Below are 20,368 nucleotides of genomic sequence, written 5' to 3' on the forward strand. Positions count from 1 at the left end.
GGGGGGTTTGACGTGCAAGCGATTGCATGGAAAGGTGCTGGACCACTGTCAGTGCTCGTACCGTTGGACCGGGCCCGTGTTTGGGGTTCCGGGTCCGGGTTTCGGCTGGAGGTCGGGCCCGGTGGGTGGGTCGCTGGCGTTCAGGGCGTAGGGCTCTGTGTGGTGGCTCGTGCGATGACAGCCGGGCGCGATGAGGTAGGAGGCTCAATGACGAAATCGATCCTTCCGGTCCCGGGCCCGACGCGGCGTCGGCTCGTTGCAGCCGGGGCCTCGGTAGGCCTGTTGGCTACGTTGATGGGCGGGATGGCCCATGCCGACCCACTGCGGGCGGAACTAACTGATCATCCGGACTTCGAGGTCGAGGAGGTGGGGCCGGCCATCTTCACCACGAACGTCCGTAGCGGTGAGTTCGGTGTGGACAGCGATGGGGCCGAGGTGGTGTATGCGCTTTCGAACGGTGAGCCGGCCACCTTTAGCGTGGTGGATCCCAATACCGGGGAGCGGTTGCATGCCCAGACGCTGGAGGATTACGAACTCGGTGGGTTCTTGACCCAGGCTGATGATGGGCAGGTCTACTTCACTGCCCGCACCGGTTCCTATGCGGGGCTGTTCCAGTTCGATCCGGAGTCCGAGGAGATCACGAATCTGGATGTCGATCTGCAAGGTCAGCGGGTGCTGTACGACGGGGCGATCGATGAGAAGGGCGTGCTGTATTTCGGCACGTACCCCGATGCCATGGTGATGGGGTATGACACCAACACCGGTGAACTGCACGATTACGGCAGCCTGACCGATGATGCCGCCTATGTGTTCTCCCTGGGACTGGTCGATGGCGAGGTCTGGGCCGGCACCGGCCCCGTGCCACATCTGTTCCGTCTGGACCCCGACACCGGGGAGACCACCGAGATGTTCCCCCCGGACCACGTCATGGACAACGCCGACTGGTTCATCGGTCTGGAACACCGCGATGACCATGTGTTCGTGCGGTTGTCCCCGCGCGGCGGGTTTGACATGGCCGTATATCACCTAGAGGAGGAGCGGTGGCTCGATGAGGTCATCGAGGGGACTTTCGATACGCCGGTTTCCGACGTGATCGACGGCAAGGTGTACTTCTTGGTCGATGATGTGCTGACCGGATTCGATGTGGAGAGCGAGACCACGTTCTCCACCGGGTTCGAGGATTCCTGGCTGTGGCAGGAGATGTCCGAGGCCGTGGGCACCTATGCCCTGACCGCAGTCGACGGCGAGGACGGGCCGATCGTGACCGGAATCAACACCGATGGTGAGGTGTGGCACTACCACGTGGAGTCCCAGGAGGGTGAACTGGTCCATGCTGATGTGCTGGGGTCCCCGGCCGGGGCACACTCGATGGGTGTGGGCCCCGACGGGGCGGTCTACATGGGTGCCTACCTCAGCAGCGGTGCGATGAGCCGGATCGATCCGCAGACGGGGGAGATCGACCACATCCGCGGGCCCAAACAAGGTGATGCGATCATCACCCACGACGATCAACTCGTGGTCAGTTCCTACCCGGGTGCAGGTGTGCACATCGGCCCGGTCGCCGATGGTTGGCAGTGGGGGCAGGCGCAAGAAGTGCTGCACCTGGACCGCGGCGCCCCGTACTACCAGGACCGCATCTTCGCCATGGCCTCCATGGACGAGCAGATCGCGGTGGGCAGCGTGCCCGACTACGGCCAGGTTGGCGGTGCACTCACGGTCGTGGACCCGCGCACCGGCGACTACGATTTCCATCGCGACGTCGTTGAAGGTCAGTCGATCGTTTCGCTGGCCCACCACGACGGTGTGCTGTACGGGGGCACCTCGATCCACGGGGGTATCGACAGTTCGCCGGTGGCCGATGCAGCAGAGTTCTTCCTGTGGGATGTCGACAGCGCCGCATTGATCTCCAGTGAGGTCATCGATGAGGACGTCAGCATCATCAACCAAGTCACCGTCGACTCCTCGGGGCTGGTCTGGGCATTGACCAATACAGGCCTGGTCTTCACTGCCGACCCAGAAACCGGTGAAGTGCTCGACCGTATCGAGACCGGACTGGCCACGGGTAACAACTGGGGCAGGACCACCTCGCTCTACGAGCACGACGGCTGGGTGTACGGCAATGCCGGTTCCTCACTGTTCCGGATCAACCCGGACGACCACGAGGTCGAGACGATCGTCGACGGCGGTGTGCGAGAGTCCGCAGTCGACGGGACCGGCCAGATCTACTTCGCAGGCAGCACTAACGTCTACGCACTCAACGCTACGGCGCCTGCCTGTGATGAGACCATCACAGGCACGCACAACGGCCCGTTGACGTTGGACGAGGACACCACGTGCATCGTTGATGCCACGCTGCGGGGACCACTCACAGTGGATGACGGTGCCTCGGTGTACATGGAGAACTCATCGCTGAACGGGCCGTTCAACGCCTCCGGCGCTCAAGACGTCGTGATCGAGGACTCGACCTTCAACGGTCCGGTCAAGATTCAGGAGAGCACCGGCACCGTGGCGTTGGAGGGCAATGAGATCTCCGGCCCGCTTTCCTGCACGGAGAACGCGCGAACGCCCCAGGGCGGACAGAACACCGTGAGTGGGCCGACCGGCGGCCAGTGCGCGGAGTTGGTCGAATGACCATCGCCCGGCCCCCGCGCAGCGGAGGAACGCTTCAACCGAAAGACTCCTCAAGAACGGACGTGACAACGGCGATGCAGCCGAGAAGCCAACGAACCAAGGTCAGATCACGTGCGGCCATCGCGCTCGGTGCCGCGGTGATGCTCGCAGTGCCCGTGGCGTCTGCTGGGGCACTCGCCCCTACTCAAGGGCTCCCGGGCGAGGAACTCCAGGTCACGAATCACAGTTTCGAAGACCCGGTGCTCGACGGTGATATCCCAGGATGGGAAATGCGGTTCGGTGCCGCTGGAGACGGCGAAGGCAGGGTGGTTGACGACGTTGCCTACGACGGCGAGCACAGTTTCTGGATGGACAGTCCTGAGGACGATGTTGCGTACGGCCTGCTCAGTGACCCGATCGACATCACCGGCGGGGAGGAGTATGAGGCGTCCTACCACGTCTGGGTCGAATACGGCACTCCGTCGATGTACTTGTACTTCTACGATGCAGACGGTGAGCAGGTAGCCCAGAGCAGTGATCATTTCCGAGACCTGCCAGCAGAGGAGTGGGTCCGGGTTTCCCTGAACGGCACCGCACCGGAGGAGGCCGTAAGCGCCGGGATCCTCATCTATTCACTCCAGAACTCGGTCTCCAGTTTCTACACCGACCAGGTTGAGTTGACACACCAGGTCCCACTGGACATCACCGACCACGGTGTAGCGATGCATACCCCGAACGTGCGGATGGCTGAGGCCACCGTCCTCGACGATGGAACTCCCGTGGGATTCCTGTTCAACGACGGGAACCCGGTGAGTCTGAGCATGGTCGACCTGGGCACCGGAGAGGCGCTGGACCGCCACGAGTTCTCCGAATACGCCATGGCGTCCGCGATCGCCATCGACGACAGCGACGATATGGTCTACCTCAGCGTGCGCTCACCGAATGACGGGACGCTGTGGAGTTACGACCCGCACACCGGTGACCTTACCGAGTTGGCCACCCGGGTGGTCGGTGAGGAGATGCTGCGTTCGCTGCTCATCCATGACGGAATGCTCTACGGCTCCACCTACCCGGACGCCAAGGTCTACTCGTACGACCTGGATAGCGGCGACATCCATGACTACGGAACGGTCGATGAGGAATCGTCCTACGCCTGGGGCTTTGAGGAGGTTGGCGGCAACCTCTGGGTCGGTACGGGGACAAACCCCACGCTGAACGAGGTCGACGTCGACACCGGGGAGATCTCCCGTTTGGACCTTCCTGCCGACATCACCGACAACGCCGATTTCCTCAACCGCATGGTCCGCCATGACGATCTCGTATTCGTGGGGTACTCGCCCGGTGGGGACTCGAGTATGGCGGTCTATGACCTGGAAGCCGGAGAATGGTGCTGCACCGACGTCGACAGCCTGGGCACCTGGACCGAGGACAACCACGATGGTGCGTTCTATTACATCGACGGCTCCGAGGTGCGCGGCTTCGACATCGACTCCCGTTCCGACTTCTCCATCGGCTGGGGCGAGTCGGAGTTGAGCGGCGAACTCACCGATACTCGCTCCTTGCATCTGCTGGAGTTGGACAGGCCCGAATATCCCGGGACCTCGCTCCTGGGCATCCGTGAGGACGGGGCGGTTTGGGTGTTCAACCTGGAGGACCAGCACGGTGAGGTCGTCGAATCCGATATCCAAGGAGCGCCCGCCACTATCCAATCGATGGATATCGGCCCAGACGGTAACCCCTACACCGGTGCCTACCTCAGTTCCGGAGTGATGGCCCGCGTCGATCACGCCACCGGTGCGATGGAACCTCTCAACGGACCCGGGCAGGCCGACGCACTCGCGACGGTGGGTGACTCACTCGTTGTGGGAGCCTATCCCGGCGCTTCCTACTACACCGGGGACGCGTTCTCGGAGTGGGACTGGGGTACTAACCCTGCACATCTGTTCACTGTCGGTCGTACGGCAGGACAGGATCGCACCTCCGCCCTCATCGCCGCCGGTGACCTGGCGGCCGCCGGAACCGTTCCCAATTACGGTGAGCTCGGAGGAGCCTTGGTGCTGTTCGACCCCGACGGCGGTGAGCAGCAGATACACGAGGACGTTGTACCAGATCACAGCGTCACGGCCTTGGCCTACCGTGATGGGCTCGTCTACGGCGGGACCGGAGTGCACGGTGGCCTGGACAGCGACCCGGCTGATGGCCCCGCCGAATTGTTCGTGTGGGACGTAGAAGCGCAGGACCTGCTGGTCTCAACACCTGTCGACGGGGCCGAGTACCTCCACAGCCTCGCCTTCGACGCCGACGGCCAACTCTGGGCGATGGCCGATACCGGCGCGCTGTTGGAGTACGACCCGGATGGACATGATCTCGTCAGAAGTGTCGCAACAGGGCTATCCGGCTCGAATATCTGGGGACGGATCAGTGAGATGAACCTGCACCCCGGTAACGCCATGATGTATGGCAACGCCGGTGGCCGCTTGTACACCTTCGACCCCGCCGACGGTGAGTTCAGGACCTTTGGGCCTACGGGGATCCGGTACTCGGCCATCACCGAGGACGGGACGCTGTACTTTGCCGACCAGACCAACGTGTACAGCATGGTCATCGACGGGGCGGAACCCGGCTGTGAGGAAACGATCAGCGGCACCCGCGATGGTGGGTTGGTCATCGATAGTGGCACTGTTTGCCTCGAGGACGCGACCATAAACGGGGGCATGCAGGTCACAGCCGAAGCGGCGGTGATCATGTCCGACTCCATTGTCCGCGGGCCGGTGGAAGTGTCCGGTGCCGATCAGGTGCAGGTCGTTGACAGTGACCTGCGAGGCCCGGTCACCATCCAGGACGTCGCCGGAGGAGTCAGGATCTCCGACAATGAGATCCGCGGCCCGGTGGAACTGACTGGGGGTGAGCACCCCGAACCAGCGATCGTCAGCGGCAATCGGATCCGCGGACCACTGGCCTGCCAGGACAACGCCGCAGTTCCGATCGACGGAGGAACAGTCAACGACGTCGACGGGCCCACCACGGGACAATGCGCCGACTTCTGAGACGGATGCCGCGGTAACGACGAGGCCTGGCTGATCCTCAAAGTCAGGCCAGGGCTCACTCAATTCAGCAGTCGTACGCAACTAAGACGAAGCAGGGGGAGCGGGTTGCACCCATCGTGGTGTAACACGGCCCTACGACTCCCTTCTCCCGAAGGTGGGCGACGTCGTCGACCTGGTGGCCGTCGTCTTTACCGTCGGACCGGCGTCGGCGAGGGGCAGTGGGCGAGCGGCAAGCCACCGCCTAGTGGTGACAACGGCCACGGCCTGCGCCCAGGGCCGCGCGTCGGGAGAGGTGTCCTTAGGGGCGAGTGAGGCGCTCGTGTAGCCATGCCGTGCACGCCGCCAGCACATGGGCTGGCATGATGTGGCCGTTGTTGTGGAACAGCAGTTGGGGCTCGGGTCCCTCCGGCCAGGCTCCAGTCGCACCCTCGACCAGGTGATAGTTGTGCTCGCCATCGGAGTCGCCCCCGCCGATCAGGAGCAGTGGGCGAGGGGCAACAAGCCCGACGATCTGGTCCTGATCGCGGTTCTCAGGGATCTCGGCGCCCAGGTACCACGGGTCGCTCCAGTTGGAGAAGGCGAAGCCGAGGCCCGGTTCGTGGCAGGCGACCGCGTCAACTTGCGGGTCAAGGGCACCAAGATGCAGGGCCAGTTTGCCGCCCAACGAGTGGCCGAACACGCCCAACCGGTCAGGGTCGGCCAGGCCCTCCCGGAGGACGGCGTGCACGGCGAGCATGAGGTCACCGATGCTGCGTCCCAAGGCGGTCATCGGCAGCGCCCGGGCGTGCCGGGCAGCCGGGGGACCATAGCGCTCGGCGAGGCTCGTCGCGGCAGCAGCCGCGTCGTCGTCGGCCGCGTCGGTCTCGAACCACCACGGCACGGCGAGCACCGACAACCCTGCTCGTGCCAGGGCCGGGCCCAAGGGATAGCGCGGAAGTCTCCCGCTCCTGCGGGTGCGCGCCGACTCGAAGCCGAACACCGAGGGTGTGTCGTAGAACGGCACGATAACAACCGCGCCCTCTGCGCCGCCCTCGGGTTGGAAGAGTTCGCAGTCGAGTGTGCTGCCGTGAGAGCGAAGCGACAGTGTCCGGAACGTTCCGGGCACCCCGAGGCCGGGGCGCCCAGGGTGCTCCGTGGTGCGCCAGTGGCCATGTGGGTCGGGTTGGGCACCTAGGTGGCGGCGCCACCAGCCTCGAAGTTCCTCGTTGCCCGCCGGGGCGATCTTGTTCACGTCACTTGATGCCGGACATCATCACGCCACGCACGAAGTAGCGCTGCAGGAAGATGAACACCAACAGTGCGGGGATGAATGTCACGACTGCCGAGGCCATCAGCGTCGCCAGCGGCACCTGCTGCTCTTGAAGCGTGTTCAGCCCGACGGTGAGCACGTAATTGCCCGGGGACTGCTGGGACACCAGCGGCCAGAGAAAGTCGTTCCAGTGCCACAAGAATACGAAGGTACCGAGAGTGGCGAGGATCGGTTTGGTCTGCGGCATGACAACCGACCAGTAGATACGAAACTCACCGGCCCCATCGATCCGCGCGGCGTCAATGATCTCATCCGGGACGTCCTTGATGAACTGCCGCATGAGGAACATTGCTTGGGCATTGGCGATCGTGGGAACGATCATGCCCCACATCGTGTTCAGCCCGCCCAGTTCTCCGACGATGATGTACTGCGGAATGATTGTCAGGTGGTAGGGGATCATCAACATCGCGATGAAGACCCAGAAGATCATTTCGCGGCCCAGGAACCGCTTCTTTGCGAAGGCGTACCCGGCCATCGAGGCAAAGAGCAGCACCAGAACCACGGAGACGACCGAATAGACGGCCGAGTTCCACGCCCACTGCGGGATGCTCTGGCTGTTCAGCGCCTCGCGATACGAATCCAGCGACACCGATGCCGGGAACAACGAGTCCGGGATGCTGATCGGAACGCCGGGTTGGAGCGAGATGATCACCATCGCATAGAACGGGAAGACGGTGATCAGCGCGGCCAGCGCGAGCACCACATAGGTGCCGCGACCGGAAGGTTTGCGGCGCAACTTCCGTTCGGCGCGGACATCCGTCACGGTGGGCTGCGTCAATGTTCCAGCCATCAGTTGTCCCTCCCGAGGATGCGCCGTTGGATGAGAGAGAAGATCAAGGTGATGATCAGCAACACCACGCCCACGGCACTGGCGTATCCGAAGTCGAAGTATCCGAAGCCCTGGTCGAAGATCATGTAGGTCAGCGTGTAACTGGCGCGGACCGGGCCGCCTCCGGTCATCACATAAATCGTGTCGAAAGCCTGGAAGGACTTCACCGTCTCCAGGATCAGCACGAAGAACAGGGCGGGTTTGAGCAGGGGCAGAGTAATCTTGCGGAATCGTTGCCAGGCTGAGGCTCCATCGAGTTCGGCTGCCTCGTAGTAGTCCCCTGGAATGGCCAGCATTCCGGCCAGCAGGATCAGCATGTTGTAGCCGAAGTTCAGCCAGGCGCTGACCAGTGCCAGGGCCGGGAGAACCAGAGCGCTGCTCTGCAGCCAATTGCCCACGTTGAGCCCGAAAACGCTGAGCCCGGAGTTGATCGGGCCACCGCCGCTGAAGATCCAGATGAACACGATCCCGGCCAACACCGGGGAGGTGACCACGGGCAGGAAGAAGATCGACCGGAAGAATGACATTCCACGCAACACGCGGTTACACAGTTGCGCCATTGCAAGTGAGATTGCGACGGTGACCGGGATCGCGATTGCTGCATAGATTCCCGTGACCCGCAGCGCGTTCCAGAACAGGGAGTCAGCGAATAGCCGTCGGTAGTTGTCCAGGCCCTCCAAAGTGAAAGCCCCGGAAAGGCTGTAGTCACCGAAACTCAATACCGTGCCGTAAACGGCAGGGGCAATCCTGAAAACGGTGAAGAAGAGAACGTACGGAAGAATGAAGACATACGCGACCATGGCGCCCTTGGACCGCCACAGCGGGATCCGCTTGCGCTGCGGGGGGTCGGTGGTTGGCCGTTGGTCCACTGCGGAGACGATTGCTGCCATATCAGGAATGCCTTTCACATCAGCACCGCGTGGTTCGGGGTCAACTGGTCAGCCAGCGATCCCGAACCACGCGACACATGACTGGTTGTCAGCCGGCCCGCTCCAGCAGGGCGTTGACCTCCTGCTCGGCGGCGTCCAGCGCATCCTGCGGATCGGCTCCCTGCAGGAGCACCGACTGGATGTGCGGGCGGATGGTGTCAATCATCTCGCGTGCCTGCGGGTGCATCACACCGGTGCGGACCGTATCGAGGTACTGCGCACCCTCGGCGGTCTGGGGGTCGTCGGCGAAGATCGCATCGGCATCCACGTCCTCGCGCGGCGGCAGGAATCCGGAGTCGGAGATGAACTCCGCAATGAACTCCTCGTCGGACAGGAAGTGCACGAACGCCTGAGCGGCTTCGGGGGAGTCGGTGGTGTTGAAGATCGACCATGCTCCCACCGAACCGGAGGCGACCTGTTCCACGTGGCTCATGGGCGGAACAATCTCCTTGATCTCGGAGTCCAGCGTGGTGCGGTGCTCACCGAGGTTCGCGCCCATGATGTAGCCGACGTTGCCCTGACCGGCTTCGCTCTGTTCGAAGGTTTCGCTGACGCTCAGCGGTTCGGCCGGGAGCCAGCCCTCATCAGCCATTTCCTTGAGGAATTCCAGCGCTTCGAGGCCCTCGGGGCTGTTGAACGCTGCTGCCGTGAGATCCTCGTTGAGGACCTCGCCGCCGGCCTGCCACAGGTACAAGTAGTAGGAGTGGTTCAGAGTGCCCGTCCCGGCGTAGTGGGTGGGGTAGTAACCGGCGTCGTGGATCTGAGGTGCTGCGTCGCGGAGTTCATCCCACGTGGTGGGGCAGGTCTCCACGCCGGCTTCGTCCATCACCTCGGTGTTGCAGTACGAGGTCATGATCTGCATCAGCAAGGGCGCACCGTAGAGCGTGTCATCCCACGTCATGGCCTCCAAGGAGGAGTCGATGAAGGCGCTGTCCCAGTCATCGCGCAGGTCATCCAGGGGTAGCAGCAGATCTTCTTCGGCGTACTGCGGGATGAAGTCGGGGTTGAAGTAGACCACGTCCGGGGCGTTGTTCCCCGCGATCGCGGTGACCAGGGCTTCCTCACGGTTCTGGAAGGCCTGCATGACGATCTCGACCTCGACATCGGGGTACTGCTCGTTGAAGGTCTCGACGTGGGGCTCCCACCAGCCGAGGGAGTCCACCGTGCTCAGCGGATAGGTCCACACGGTGATGCTGCCGGAGACGTCCTCCGGGTCATCGGGCACACCTACGGGAGTATCGTCCCCGCCACTTCCGCATGCGGCGAGGAGCAGTGCGGCGCCTCCCAGGGCGGCAGTGGCGGTAATGAACTTCGAACGCTTCATGGGTCCTCCATCATTGGCTGAACGTGTCGAATAGCGCGGCATGCAACCGGTTGCGTTTACCTTATCGAGGAAGCCGGTTGCCAGGCAACAAATCGGCGTAACAGTTTGGTCTCAACAGGGCGGTAAATGGGCCTCTCCCGGGTGGCGGAATGGGTTCAAGGCAGGGAGAAGAATGCGCTCACGATATCTCGCCAATGGAATCACAGTGATTTTTCGCGAACGGTATTCGGCATCCGTGGTCGGCGTCCGTTCCGACCCCTGGTGGGTTGGACGACGGGTATCCCGCAGTTACAGAAAGCCTTTTCCGGTCGAGTATGGGGTCGCTGTAGGCCCTTGTCAACCGACCGGAAGGCAGCAGTCGGCGTCCTACCTGGCGCGTGAGCATCGATTGCCCCCTCACCATGCGGCAGAGGCGCTAACGTGTGCCCTCGGGAAGGCAGCGGATGAGGAGGCGTGTGATGAGGCGGGTGACGATCTATTCGATCGCCGCAGAACTGGGCATCTCGGCGTCGACCGTCTCGCGCGCGTTCTCACGCCCGGACCTGGTCAAGACGAGTGTGCGCGAGCAGGTGCTCGCCAAAGCCAAGGAACTGGGTTACGCGCCCAACCGGGCAGCCCGCGGGCTGGCGACCGGGCGTACGGGTCTCTTCGGCTTGCTGGTTCCGGACATTACCAACCCGTTCTTTCCACCCCTGGTGCGCGCAGTCCAGCATGCCGCGGCCGAGCATGACGCAGAGGTCATTCTGATCGACTCCGAGCGCAGTGCCACTGCCGAGGAGGATCTGGTCAGCAGGATTCGTCCCCAGGTCGACGGGCTGATCGTCGCTTCGCCGCGACTGCCGACGAATCGACTTCGCTCGATGCTCGCTGGGATTCCCAGCGTGGTGGTCAACCGGCTGGTTCGGGGCCTTCCATCGGTCGTCTGCGACAACACCGATGCGCTGCATGAGGCTGCCAACCATCTCCGCGACGTGGGTCACCACCGATTTGCGCTGGTGTTGGGTCCCGTCGGTTCGTGGGCGGCAGACCGCCGGGCTGAGGCGGTGCGCTCCTGGGCTCACCACGAGGATGTGGCCCTGGTGGAAGTGGGTCCGCTGGAGGCCCAGTTCCGGGATGGTCGTGCCGCGGCCCGGGAGTTAATCGATTCCGGGGCGACAGCGATCATCGCCTTCGATGACTTGATGGCGGCCGGCATCATCGCCGGTCTCAACGACGAGGGGGAGCGGGTTCCGCATGACCGCAGCATTGTCGGATGTGACGATGTCCTGTTAGCCCAGACGATGACCCCGTCCCTGACCACGGTCGCGGCTCCGATGGTGGAGTTGGGCGCCCAGGCCGTGGCGTTGCTGAACCGGGTCGTCGCCGGAGAGCGTGCCCGCAGCATTACCCTCAAAGGCGAACTGCAGCGGCGCGGCACCGTGGCGGCGCCCCCGGGGTGAGGTCGTGGCAGCGCCCCGGTGTGAGGTTCAGCCCACCTGCATGATCTGCATCAGGTTCCGGGTGATGTGGAAAGGGTCCTTCACCGGTAGCGCCACCACCTGGTCCATCGGCAACCCGGCGCGATCGCGGATCTGGATCCATTCCGCACCCTCCGCTCCGCCGGGGAAGGTGTTCATCGTGTAGTCCCAGATCCGATCGAACCAGGGACGAGCCGCCGCGTACCCGAACTGGAACGCTGCGATCGCCGTAGTGGCGGCGGCCTCGGAGTGGACCCACCACAATTTGGTCGACCACGTGCTGCGGACCAACTCCTCATAAGCGCTACCACCGGCACTCCCCGTGGGCTTGCTCGGCCCGGTCGCATCGGTGTAGCGCAAGATCCCGCCATGCTGGGGGTCCCAGCCCAACTCGCACATCGCCACGACCGATTGGAGCAAGGGCCCGCGGTCCCGACCGTCCTCCAGCAGGTCCAACGACTCAAGCAGTACCCAAATGCCCTCGATGGCGTGTCCGGGGACCCGGTGACGGGTCACTAGGCCCTCAGGGTCCGGCCCCGGCATCTCGGTAAAGATGCCGTCGTCGAGCCGGTGCCACAGCACGTCCTGGATTGCTGCGGCCAGGTACTCGCGCAGATGGTCGTGAATACCCAGCGCCGCGGCTGCCTGGGCGGCGACGAGCAACGTATTGGCCAGGATCATCCGCGGGCCGTAGGCGCTGTGGCCGGCCGGAACCTCATACGGAGGAGTGGGTGCGGTACCGGAAAAGTGATCCGATCGGGACCGCTCCAACACCGGCAGTGCCCGATCCAGCCAACGCCGGTCACCGGTCTGGGCCGCTAGTTCGGACAGGCCCATCACGACGAACCAGTCGGCGTAGACGCTGCGTTCGGGCTGATCCGGCGACTGTGCGGGGCCCCCGTCCCGCCCGACCACGAAGTGTGTGGTTCCCTCAGGCAACACAGCATGATCGAGAAGGAACTGCGCACCGCGCTCAGCGTGGCCGAGGAGGTCAGCGGGATCGGCATCCAGCATGCCGCGGTGCGCCAACCCCGCTGCACGCGCGAGTAGCCACACGAACCGACCCTGGGACCAGGTGAACTTGTCCGTGGAGACCCGCTGGCGGCCCCGGTTGTCGAAACAGGTGAAGAAACCACCGAGTTCCTCATCGATTCCGTGAGAGAGCCAGTACGGCAGGATCAATGTCTGCAGGTGGGTACGGGCTTGCTCGGCTGCGTGTCGTGCTGCCTCGGACATGACGGGTGCCTCACCTTCGTTGCTGGGGGCGTGACGGTGCACGGGCTGGTTTGTGGTGACGATCAACGGTTGTCACCGTTGGTGTTTGCCTAACCGGCCTTGAGTTGGCTACATTGATGCAATCGCTTGCAGAACTATCCTACCGAAGAGAGACCAAGGCATGTCCGCCAGTGTGAATGTTCCCACCGAGATCAATGTCGGTATCGCGCCCACTGCCGAGCAGGCCGGTGCCCACGCTGGGCAGGTCGCGGCCGAGGTGTTGCGCGAGGCGCTGGCAAAGCGTGGCCGGGCCAGGGTGATATTCGCCAGCGCCCCGTCCCAGGAGGCGACCATCGCCACCCTGGGTGCATCCGAAGGGATCGACTGGTCGAAGGTGACCTCGATGCACCTGGATGACTACCTGGGCTTGGACCCGCATCACCCGGCCGCCTTTGGCCAGTGGCTCGCCGATCGGCTGCCGGAGCAGGCCCAGCCCGGCCTGGACCGCATCCGTACCGATGGCGAAGCGGCGGCCGAGATCGAGCGTTACACCCAGGCACTCGAGGCAGGCCCGATCGACCTGGTCTGCCTGGGCATCGGCGTGAACGGCCATCTGGCGTTCAACGAGCCCGGTGACACCGACTTCAACGACCCGACGCTGGTCCGCGAGATCGCCCTGGCGCACGCCTCCCGTCAGCAGCAGGTCGATGAGGGACTCTTCGCCACCCTCGATGAGGTCCCCACCCATGCGCTGACCCTGACGGTACCGGCGATCATGCACGGTGGCGTCATCGTAGGCACCGTACTGGGCGAGCCCAAGGCCGCTTCGGTCGCCGCTGCGCTCACCGGCCCCATCACGCCCGCACTGCCGGCCAGCGCGCTGCGCACCCACGCCAGCGCCCATCTGTTCCTGGACGAGGACGCAGCGGGCTCCTTGCCTGCTGATTTCCCGGCCCAGCGCGTCGGGACGAACTGACGGCGCAGTGCCCGCTCACACTGAGCCCATGCCGCCCACCGAACGCACCGCCGGCCTGATCGATCTGCAGATCAACGGGTACGCCGGCCATGACGTGAACGCCGACGACGTCACGCCCCAGACGATCGTCGACCTCACCCGGGCGCTGTGGACGCAGGGGGTCACCACCTATCTGCCCACGGTGATCACCGCCGGTGCGGACAAGATCGAGCATTGCCTGGCCCAGATCGCCGCTGCCCGGAGAACCGATCCGCTGATTGCCCACAGCATCGCCGGGGTGCACGTCGAAGGCCCGTACCTGGCACCCGATGACGGACCCCGGGGAGCGCACGACGCTGACAATCTGCGCGACCCGGACCTGGGTGAACTGGACCGTTGGCAACAGGTGGCGCGGGGCCTGGTGCGGATCGTCACGCTCGCCCCCGAGCGCACCGGAACTCTGGACTACATCGCCGGGGCCATCGAGCGCGGAGTGCGTGTGTCTCTAGGGCACAGCGCCGCCGAACCCGTGGACATTCACGACGCCGCACGGGCCGGCGCCACCCTGAGCACCCATCTGGGCAACGGCACCTACCCGGTGTTGCCGCGCCACCCGAACCACATCTGGGCCCAGCTTGCCCAGGACCGGCTCATCGCGATGGTGATCCCGGACGGACATCACCTGCCCACCGACACTCTCACCGCGTTCATCCGCGCCAAGGGACTCGAGCGCACGGTCCTCACCTCCGACTCGGTCGCCCTGGCCGGAGTCGCTCCCGGGGCCTATCGGACCCCGGTGGGCGGGAACGTCACCGTGCACGACGACGGTCGCCTGACCTTGGCCGGAACGCACCTGCTGGCCGGATCGGGGCATTCCCTGCGGCACGGTGTGGCCTGGATGCGTCGGCACCTGCCCTTCGAACGCGGTGACATCCTGCGCATGGCCACCACCAACCCCGCCACGATCCTCGGCCTGGCTGAACGGGCCACTCGCGGCGCCGACACCATCGAGTGGGACGGTGATGAGGTGGTGGCGACCCGTGTGGCCGGGGTCGAGGTCTACCGCGCCTGACCGTGGAGCAGCCCGAGGAGTGGAGCGGCCCCAGGACAGGTGAACCGGCCGCGATGGCGCTGTGTCGTCGTCGGCCGCTGCCGGAGTGCCCGGCCACGATCACAAGGCCCTCTGCGGGCCGCATCGTCAACGAACGGAGGCTTGACCGCCGTCGACCGGGATGAGTTGGCCGGTGATGAACCGGGAGCCGTCGGAGGCCAGGAACACCATCACCGGCCCGAGGTCCTCCTTGGGATCGCCGTACTTCTGGCCCAGGGCGATGGATTCCTCGTTCTGCCAATAGTGCGCGGTGCGCCCGTCATGATCGAGCCGGGCAATCGCCTCGTCGTACATCGGGGTGGCGATCGCGGGCAGGATGGCGTTCACCCGGATGTTGTCCTTGCCCCACGATCCGGCGGCGGTGCGGGTCCAGGAGTGCACTGCGCCCTTCGACGCGGAGTAGGCCGGGGCCGAGATCTCCGCACGCAGGCCCGAGATCGACCCGAAGTTGATGATTGATCCGCCGGTGCCCTTCATGTGCCGGTGCGCTGCGGCGTTGGTGAGCATCGTCCCGCGCACGTTCACCGCGAACATCAGATCCCAGTCCGACACCGGCGTGTTCTCCGCGGTCGCCGAGCGCTGGATCGCGGCCGGGTGGGCCAGCACGTCCAACCCGCCCATCTGCTCGACCGCCTCGGCGAACACGATGTCCACCCTGCCCTTGTTCGACACATCGAGGTTCCGGTAACTCGCCGAGCCGGGGCCGGTCTGGGTGGCGGACTCGGCGACCGCGTGGCCCTCGTCGTCGAGCACGTCCATCGCCACGACGGTGGCGCCCGCCTCCACGTAGGCGGCGACGGTGGCCGCACCCATGCCCCGGGCGCCCCCGGTCACGATGATCTTCTTGCCGGTCAGGTCCATGATGCTCCTTTCCTTGCTGGACACAATCGGCCCCCAGTATTCCTCGCCGAGGCATGGCCCGCCCGGTGGGCCTACTGCCTGCCGGGCGCCATTGGCACTTCGCCGCCGAAAGAGGCAGGCTGGGACGATGAGCGCCACCACTACCTCTCACCCGATGTCGGAGGTGCTACGCCTGCAGCGAAAGGCCTTCCACCGTGACGGTCCCCCCGATGCGGCCACCCGGCGAGAGCGGATCGACCGGTTCGCCCGCGCTGTGGTCTCCCACTCCGACGAACTCGCCGAGGCGATCTCGGCCGACTTCGGCAACCGGCCCCCGATCCTGTCGCTGGTGGCCGACGTCACCGCCTTCGCCATGGAGGCTGAGACGCTGCGCGCGGGCCTGGGGCGGTGGATGCGCCGGCGCCCGGCTGGCAGCCGGGTGGGCTCGGCCGCGCTGCGCCTGGCCGGGATGCCCGCCTGGATCCAACCCTCCCCGCTGGGCGTGGTGGGGGTCATGGGGGTGTGGAACTACCCGATCAACTTCTCCGCGGTTCCCGCAGTCAGCGCGCTGGCGGCGGGCAACCGGGTGATGATCAAAATGTCGGAGGAGGTGCCCCAGACCGCCGGGGTGTTCGCCAACGCAATCCATGACGCTTTCGACGTCGAGGAGGTCGCGGTGCTCACCGGGGACGTCCAGGTCTCCAAGGACTTCGCCGCTCTGGACCTGGACCACCTGCTGTTCACGGGTTCGGCGGCCACCGGCGCGCAGGTGATGGCTGCGGCCGCGGCGAACCTGACCCCGGTCACGCTGGAGTTGGGCGGGAAGAACCCGGTGGTGATCTCCGAGCACACCGCCGCCGACCGCAAGCGACTGCGCCGCGCCGCCGAGCGGGTGGCCCGCGCCCGCCTGATCAACGGCGGACAGACCTGCCTGTGTCCGGAGCGGGTGTACGTGCCGGAGGAGGCCACCCGGACGTTCGTGCAGGAGGTGTTCAACACCTGGGGCCGGGACCTGCCGGAATTGTTCGAGCGGGGGGAGGTCACCACGATCATCAACGAGGAGTCACATGAGCGGATCGAGGACCTGCTGGCCGACGCCGAGAACCACGGCGCCCAGGTGATCGGATCGGTGCGATCCGACGCCGAGGGCACCGACGCGATGCGCGCGGCCCGGCTGATCTCACCCACCGTGGTGCTGAACGTGACCCAGAAGATGCGCATCGACACCGAAGAGGTCTTCGGTCCGGTGCTGCAGGTTCAGCCCTACCGGGACCTGGACCGGGTCCTGGATGACCTTGCCGAGCGGCCGGCGCCCTTGGTGGCGACGTGGTTCGGTCCGGACGACGGCGACTTCCGCACCTTCGTAGCCCGCACTCGTTCCGGAGGCGTGGCCCGCAACGACTTCGCCCTCACCAATGTGGTGCCGGGCACCCCGTTCGGTGGTGTGGGTGCCTCCGGAATCGGTCACCATCACGGCAAGTTCGGGTTCGACCGGTTCTCCCACCTGCGCACCGTCGGTGGGTCCAACCTGCCGGTCTCGGTGGCACGACTGCTCGGCGGGCCCGGGGACACCCGGGTGAGCAAGGTGGTGCGCGGCGGTCTGGACGCCTACAGCCGCGTGCTGGGGCGCCGGCTGCGCTGAGGCTGGGATCCGGGGCGACGCCCCGCCGCACGGGCCGGTTGTCGCCGCTTCCTTTTGCGAGCCCATACGGTGGCAGTTATGACCGAGGCAGATAGGACCGAGGCAGCGATGACCGGGTCGATCCGGCGCACCCACCCCTACCCCAGACCGGACTGGACCTTCGTCCGCGCCGATGCGTTGACCAAGGTGTTCCCCGACGACGTGCCACCGGCTGCCGCGCAGGACGAACTATGCGGGTTCCTCGGGGAGACCCTCTCGTTCCAAGTGGCCTACCTTCCGCCCGCCCATGGCAGTGGTGGCGGGGACCGCATCCGGGTCGAGGTGGACGACGCGTCCGCTCCGTTCACCGTTGTGAGCACGGTCGAGCTGGTCCCGGTGACGTTGGCGGCCTTCGACGGACACGATGCCGGGTACCTGCGAGACGCGCCGGGGTTGTACCCGGACCTGCTCAAGCCACTTCCGGACGGTGCCCTGGTGCGGCCGTTGACCGCGTCCTGGGGTGCCCTCTGGTTCGACGTCCGCATCGACGAGGCCGAGCACGCAGGTTCGCGCACCGTGGGCGTGCGGATCGTGCGGGAGTCCGACTCCCAGGTGCTGTACCAGGTCGATGTGCCCGTGCAGGTGCACCCGGTGGACCTACCGGCCTTGGACATCATCAACACCCATTGGCTCCATGCTGATTGCCTGGCCGACTACTACGGGGTCGAGGCCTTCGGTGCCGAGCACTGGGAGCGCCTGGAGGCGTTCATCGGCGCCGCTGCACGGATGCGCGTGACCTCCCTGCTCACTCCGACCTGGACGCCGCCCCTGGACACGGCCGTGGGTGGCACCCGGACTCCGGTGCAACTCGTCGGTATCGCCGACGACGGCAACGGGTACGCCTTCGACTTCTCCCGTCTGGGTCGGTGGCTGGCGTTGTGTCGCAAGCACGGCATCACCACCGTCGAGATCGCGCATCTGTTCACCCAGTGGGGGGCGAAGGCGACTCCGGCGATCTACGTGGACACCCCCAGTGGTCGGGAGCACCGTTTCGGCTGGCACGTGCCGGCCACCGACCCGCGGTACCGAGGTCTGCTGGAGCAACTGCTGCCGGCGCTGCGCGCCTACCTGGACCAGGAGTGGCCGGAGGGATCAGTGCTGTGGCACATCAGCGATGAGCCGCACCCGGCAGACCGCGACACTTACCTCGCGGCCCGGGAGGTGGTCCACGACCTGCTCGCCGGTGCGGACGTGGCCGACGCCCTCAGCGACTTCGACTTCGTCGATGCCGTCGCCATCCCGATCGTGGCCACCGATTCCGTGGAACCGTTTCGCGCCGCGGGGATGAACCCCTTCGTCTACTACTGCGTCTCCCAGCACACCGACGTGGCCAACCGGTTCATCGCGATGCCCTCGGTGCGCAACCGGGTCCTCGGCCGGCAGTTGTTCGTGAACCGGGCGCCCGGTTTCCTGCACTGGGGCTTCAACTTCTGGAACACCCAGTTCTCGCTCGGTTCCCTCGATCCGTTCGCCGACACCTGCGCGGGCGGGGCGTTCCCCGGTGGGGACGCCTCCATCGTGTACCCGGCGCCGGACGGGACGGCCTGGCCGTCGGTGCGGTACCGGGTGTTCACCCAGGGGATGGATGACCATCGGGCCCTGCAGTTGCTGCGCGACCTCACCGATCACGACACGGCGGCGAGTTACGTGGACCAAGGTGGTGAACTCAGTTACTCCCGGTTCGACTACGACCGGCGCGCGCACCTGAACGCACGGCGAGCAGTCGACGAGCGGATCCTGGCCGAACTAGCGGCACCGTCGAAGTAGCCGCACGGCCGAACCCGCCGGCCGCGTCCGCCGGGGTGAACCTGCGGTGGGATGGGTGCCGCGGGGGTGCTGATCGCGTAACCTCGAGGTGTGGCCACTGACTTTCCCAGCGAGATCGCCGACCTCCGCTCTACGCTCGCCTCGATCGAGGCGGTGAGCGATCCGGACGCCCTGCGCGCCCGGATCGCCGACTTGTCCGAGCAGGCCACGGCCCCGGACCTGTGGGACGACCAGGACAAGGCCCAGGCCGTGACCAGTCAGCTCTCCTACGCCCAGGGGGAACTGGAGCGGATGACCAAGTTGGAGACCCGGATCGACGACCTGGGGGCTTTGGTGGAACTGGCCGAGGAGGAGGCCGACGCCGACACCCTCGCCGAGGCCGAGGCCGAACTGACCGCGATCAGAGACACGCTGTCCGAGCTCGAGATCCGCACACTGTTGTCCGGGGAGTACGACCAGCGCGAAGCGGTCATCACCATCCGCGCCGGGGCCGGCGGTGTGGACGCGGCCGATTTCGCCGAGATGCTCATGCGCATGTACCTGCGCTGGGCCGAACGCAAGGGTTATCCCACTGCGGTGCTGGACACCTCCTACGCCGAGGAGGCGGGGCTGAAGTCGGCCACTTTCGAGGTGAAGGTTCCCTACGCCTACGGCACCTTGTCGGTGGAAGCAGGCACCCACCGGCTGGTCCGGATCTCCCCGTTCGACAACCAGGGACGACGCCAGACCTCCTTCGCCGCGGTCGAAGTGATCCCGCTGATCGAGAAGACCGACCACATCGATATCCCCGAGAACGAGATCAAGGTGGACGTCTACCGCTCCTCCGGCCCGGGTGGGCAGAGCGTGAACACCACCGACTCCGCGGTCCGGATGACGCACATCCCCACCGGGATCGTGGTGTCGATGCAGAACGAGAAGTCCCAGATCCAGAACCGGGCCGCGGCGCTGCGGGTGCTGCAGTCCCGGCTGTTGCTGCAGCGTCAGCAGGAGGAGAACGCCGCCCAGAAGGCGATGGCCGGGGACGTCAAGGCCTCCTGGGGGGATCAGATGCGCTCCTACGTGCTGCAGCCGTACCAGATGGTCAAGGATCTGCGCACCGAGCACGAGGCGGGCAACCCGTCATCGGTGTTTGACGGCGACATCGACGGATTCATCGACGCCGGCATCCGCTGGCGCAAGAACACCCAAACGGCAGCCGCGGCCTCCGCCGCCAACGCCTGAGTTAACGGCCCACCCCCACCCCCCGGCCCCACCGGCCTCACCCTCACCCCCACCCCCCTGCCCCCCCGCCCCC

The 20,368-nt window shown here is 65.5% G+C and carries 15 protein-coding genes; 8 read left to right on the forward strand and 7 right to left on the reverse strand.

Features of this window, described 5'->3' with window-relative positions; genetic code table 11:
• Positions 1-207: 207 nt before the first annotated feature.
• Positions 208-2,631, forward strand: coding sequence for a hypothetical protein (locus ACO0LU_RS11825; protein WP_424791560.1), 2,424 nt, complete (start codon positions 208-210; stop codon positions 2,629-2,631).
• A gap of 107 nt (positions 2,632-2,738) precedes the next feature.
• Here the strand turns inward: ACO0LU_RS11825 and ACO0LU_RS11830 are convergent, their stop codons facing one another.
• Positions 2,739-2,969, reverse strand: coding sequence for a hypothetical protein (locus tag ACO0LU_RS11830; RefSeq protein ID WP_424791561.1), 231 nt, complete (start codon positions 2,967-2,969; stop codon positions 2,739-2,741).
• Positions 2,970-2,978: 9 nt separating this feature from the next.
• Between ACO0LU_RS11830 and ACO0LU_RS11835 the strand changes: the two genes are divergently transcribed.
• A complete protein-coding gene (locus ACO0LU_RS11835) occupies positions 2,979-5,657 on the forward strand; it encodes a hypothetical protein (protein WP_424791562.1) in 2,679 nt (892 codons plus the stop codon).
• 298 nt (positions 5,658-5,955) lie between these two features.
• On the opposite strand, the gene ACO0LU_RS11840 is transcribed toward ACO0LU_RS11835, so the two are convergent.
• The 4 genes from ACO0LU_RS11840 to ACO0LU_RS11855 all read right to left on the reverse strand — a co-directional run bounded on the left by ACO0LU_RS11840 (position 5,956) and on the right by ACO0LU_RS11855 (position 10,048).
• The gene (locus ACO0LU_RS11840) at positions 5,956-6,888 is read right to left on the reverse strand and encodes a hypothetical protein (protein WP_424791563.1); all 933 of its coding nucleotides are present in this window, start codon (positions 6,886-6,888) and stop codon (positions 5,956-5,958) included.
• Position 6,889: 1 nt separating this feature from the next.
• Positions 6,890-7,756 carry a carbohydrate ABC transporter permease gene (locus ACO0LU_RS11845; protein WP_424791564.1) on the reverse strand — a complete coding sequence of 289 codons (867 nt, stop codon included), beginning with the start codon at positions 7,754-7,756 and terminating at the stop codon, positions 6,890-6,892.
• Entirely contained in the window at positions 7,756-8,685 is a 930-nt protein-coding gene (locus tag ACO0LU_RS11850) for a carbohydrate ABC transporter permease (protein WP_424791565.1), read from the reverse strand. The genes ACO0LU_RS11845 and ACO0LU_RS11850 overlap by 1 nt, the downstream gene beginning before the upstream one ends.
• A gap of 88 nt (positions 8,686-8,773) precedes the next feature.
• Positions 8,774-10,048, reverse strand: a complete 1,275-nt coding sequence (locus tag ACO0LU_RS11855; RefSeq protein WP_424791566.1) for an ABC transporter substrate-binding protein — start codon at positions 10,046-10,048, stop codon at positions 8,774-8,776.
• A gap of 458 nt (positions 10,049-10,506) precedes the next feature.
• On the opposite strand from ACO0LU_RS11855, the gene ACO0LU_RS11860 reads away from it, so the two are divergent.
• A complete protein-coding gene (locus ACO0LU_RS11860) occupies positions 10,507-11,487 on the forward strand; it encodes a LacI family DNA-binding transcriptional regulator (RefSeq protein WP_424791567.1) in 981 nt (326 codons plus the stop codon).
• A 27-nt stretch (positions 11,488-11,514) separates the two neighbouring features.
• Here ACO0LU_RS11860 and ACO0LU_RS11865 read toward each other — a convergent pair whose 3' ends face one another.
• The gene (locus ACO0LU_RS11865) at positions 11,515-12,741 is read right to left on the reverse strand and encodes an AGE family epimerase/isomerase (protein ID WP_424791568.1); all 1,227 of its coding nucleotides are present in this window, start codon (positions 12,739-12,741) and stop codon (positions 11,515-11,517) included.
• A gap of 160 nt (positions 12,742-12,901) precedes the next feature.
• Between ACO0LU_RS11865 and ACO0LU_RS11870 the strand changes: the two genes are divergently transcribed.
• The gene (locus tag ACO0LU_RS11870; RefSeq protein WP_424791569.1) at positions 12,902-13,696 is read left to right on the forward strand and encodes a 6-phosphogluconolactonase; all 795 of its coding nucleotides are present in this window, start codon (positions 12,902-12,904) and stop codon (positions 13,694-13,696) included.
• A 28-nt stretch (positions 13,697-13,724) separates the two neighbouring features.
• Entirely contained in the window at positions 13,725-14,747 is a 1,023-nt protein-coding gene (locus ACO0LU_RS11875) for an N-acetylglucosamine-6-phosphate deacetylase (protein WP_424791570.1), read from the forward strand.
• A 126-nt stretch (positions 14,748-14,873) separates the two neighbouring features.
• Here ACO0LU_RS11875 and ACO0LU_RS11880 read toward each other — a convergent pair whose 3' ends face one another.
• Positions 14,874-15,647, reverse strand: a complete 774-nt coding sequence (locus ACO0LU_RS11880; protein WP_424791571.1) for an SDR family NAD(P)-dependent oxidoreductase — start codon at positions 15,645-15,647, stop codon at positions 14,874-14,876.
• 127 nt (positions 15,648-15,774) lie between these two features.
• On the opposite strand from ACO0LU_RS11880, the gene ACO0LU_RS11885 reads away from it, so the two are divergent.
• The 3 genes from ACO0LU_RS11885 (at position 15,775) to prfB (ending at position 20,295) form a co-directional block, all read left to right on the forward strand.
• Entirely contained in the window at positions 15,775-17,268 is a 1,494-nt protein-coding gene (locus ACO0LU_RS11885) for an aldehyde dehydrogenase family protein (protein WP_424791572.1), read from the forward strand.
• A 78-nt stretch (positions 17,269-17,346) separates the two neighbouring features.
• Complete coding sequence (locus ACO0LU_RS11890; RefSeq protein WP_424791573.1) at positions 17,347-19,074, forward strand: DUF4091 domain-containing protein; 1,728 nt, start codon at positions 17,347-17,349, stop codon at positions 19,072-19,074.
• 90 nt (positions 19,075-19,164) lie between these two features.
• Positions 19,165-20,295 (forward strand): peptide chain release factor 2, encoded by a 1,131-nt coding sequence (gene prfB, locus ACO0LU_RS11895; RefSeq protein ID WP_424791574.1) that lies wholly within the window; start codon positions 19,165-19,167, stop codon positions 20,293-20,295.
• Positions 20,296-20,368 lie beyond the last annotated feature (73 nt).

This window comes from Pseudactinotalea sp. Z1748, from assembly GCF_049725185.1.
Classification (GTDB): domain Bacteria; phylum Actinomycetota; class Actinomycetes; order Actinomycetales; family Beutenbergiaceae; genus CALKWS01.

What these genes read in the sequence shown, in the direction of transcription:
- ACO0LU_RS11825 (WP_424791560.1), top strand. Translation starts at nt 208, where the DNA reads ATGACGAAATCGATCCTTCCGGTCCCGGGCCCGACGCGGCGTCGGCTC.
- ACO0LU_RS11835 (WP_424791562.1), top strand. Translation starts at nt 2,979, where the DNA reads ATGGACAGTCCTGAGGACGATGTTGCGTACGGCCTGCTCAGTGACCCG.
- ACO0LU_RS11845 (WP_424791564.1), bottom strand. Translation starts at nt 7,756, where the DNA reads ATGGCTGGAACATTGACGCAGCCCACCGTGACGGATGTCCGCGCCGAA.
- ACO0LU_RS11850 (WP_424791565.1), bottom strand. Translation starts at nt 8,685, where the DNA reads ATGGCAGCAATCGTCTCCGCAGTGGACCAACGGCCAACCACCGACCCC.
- ACO0LU_RS11855 (WP_424791566.1), bottom strand. Translation starts at nt 10,048, where the DNA reads ATGAAGCGTTCGAAGTTCATTACCGCCACTGCCGCCCTGGGAGGCGCC.
- ACO0LU_RS11860 (WP_424791567.1), top strand. Translation starts at nt 10,507, where the DNA reads ATGAGGCGGGTGACGATCTATTCGATCGCCGCAGAACTGGGCATCTCG.
- ACO0LU_RS11865 (WP_424791568.1), bottom strand. Translation starts at nt 12,741, where the DNA reads ATGTCCGAGGCAGCACGACACGCAGCCGAGCAAGCCCGTACCCACCTG.
- ACO0LU_RS11870 (WP_424791569.1), top strand. Translation starts at nt 12,902, where the DNA reads ATGTCCGCCAGTGTGAATGTTCCCACCGAGATCAATGTCGGTATCGCG.
- ACO0LU_RS11875 (WP_424791570.1), top strand. Translation starts at nt 13,725, where the DNA reads ATGCCGCCCACCGAACGCACCGCCGGCCTGATCGATCTGCAGATCAAC.
- ACO0LU_RS11880 (WP_424791571.1), bottom strand. Translation starts at nt 15,647, where the DNA reads ATGGACCTGACCGGCAAGAAGATCATCGTGACCGGGGGCGCCCGGGGC.
- ACO0LU_RS11885 (WP_424791572.1), top strand. Translation starts at nt 15,775, where the DNA reads ATGAGCGCCACCACTACCTCTCACCCGATGTCGGAGGTGCTACGCCTG.
- ACO0LU_RS11890 (WP_424791573.1), top strand. Translation starts at nt 17,347, where the DNA reads ATGACCGAGGCAGATAGGACCGAGGCAGCGATGACCGGGTCGATCCGG.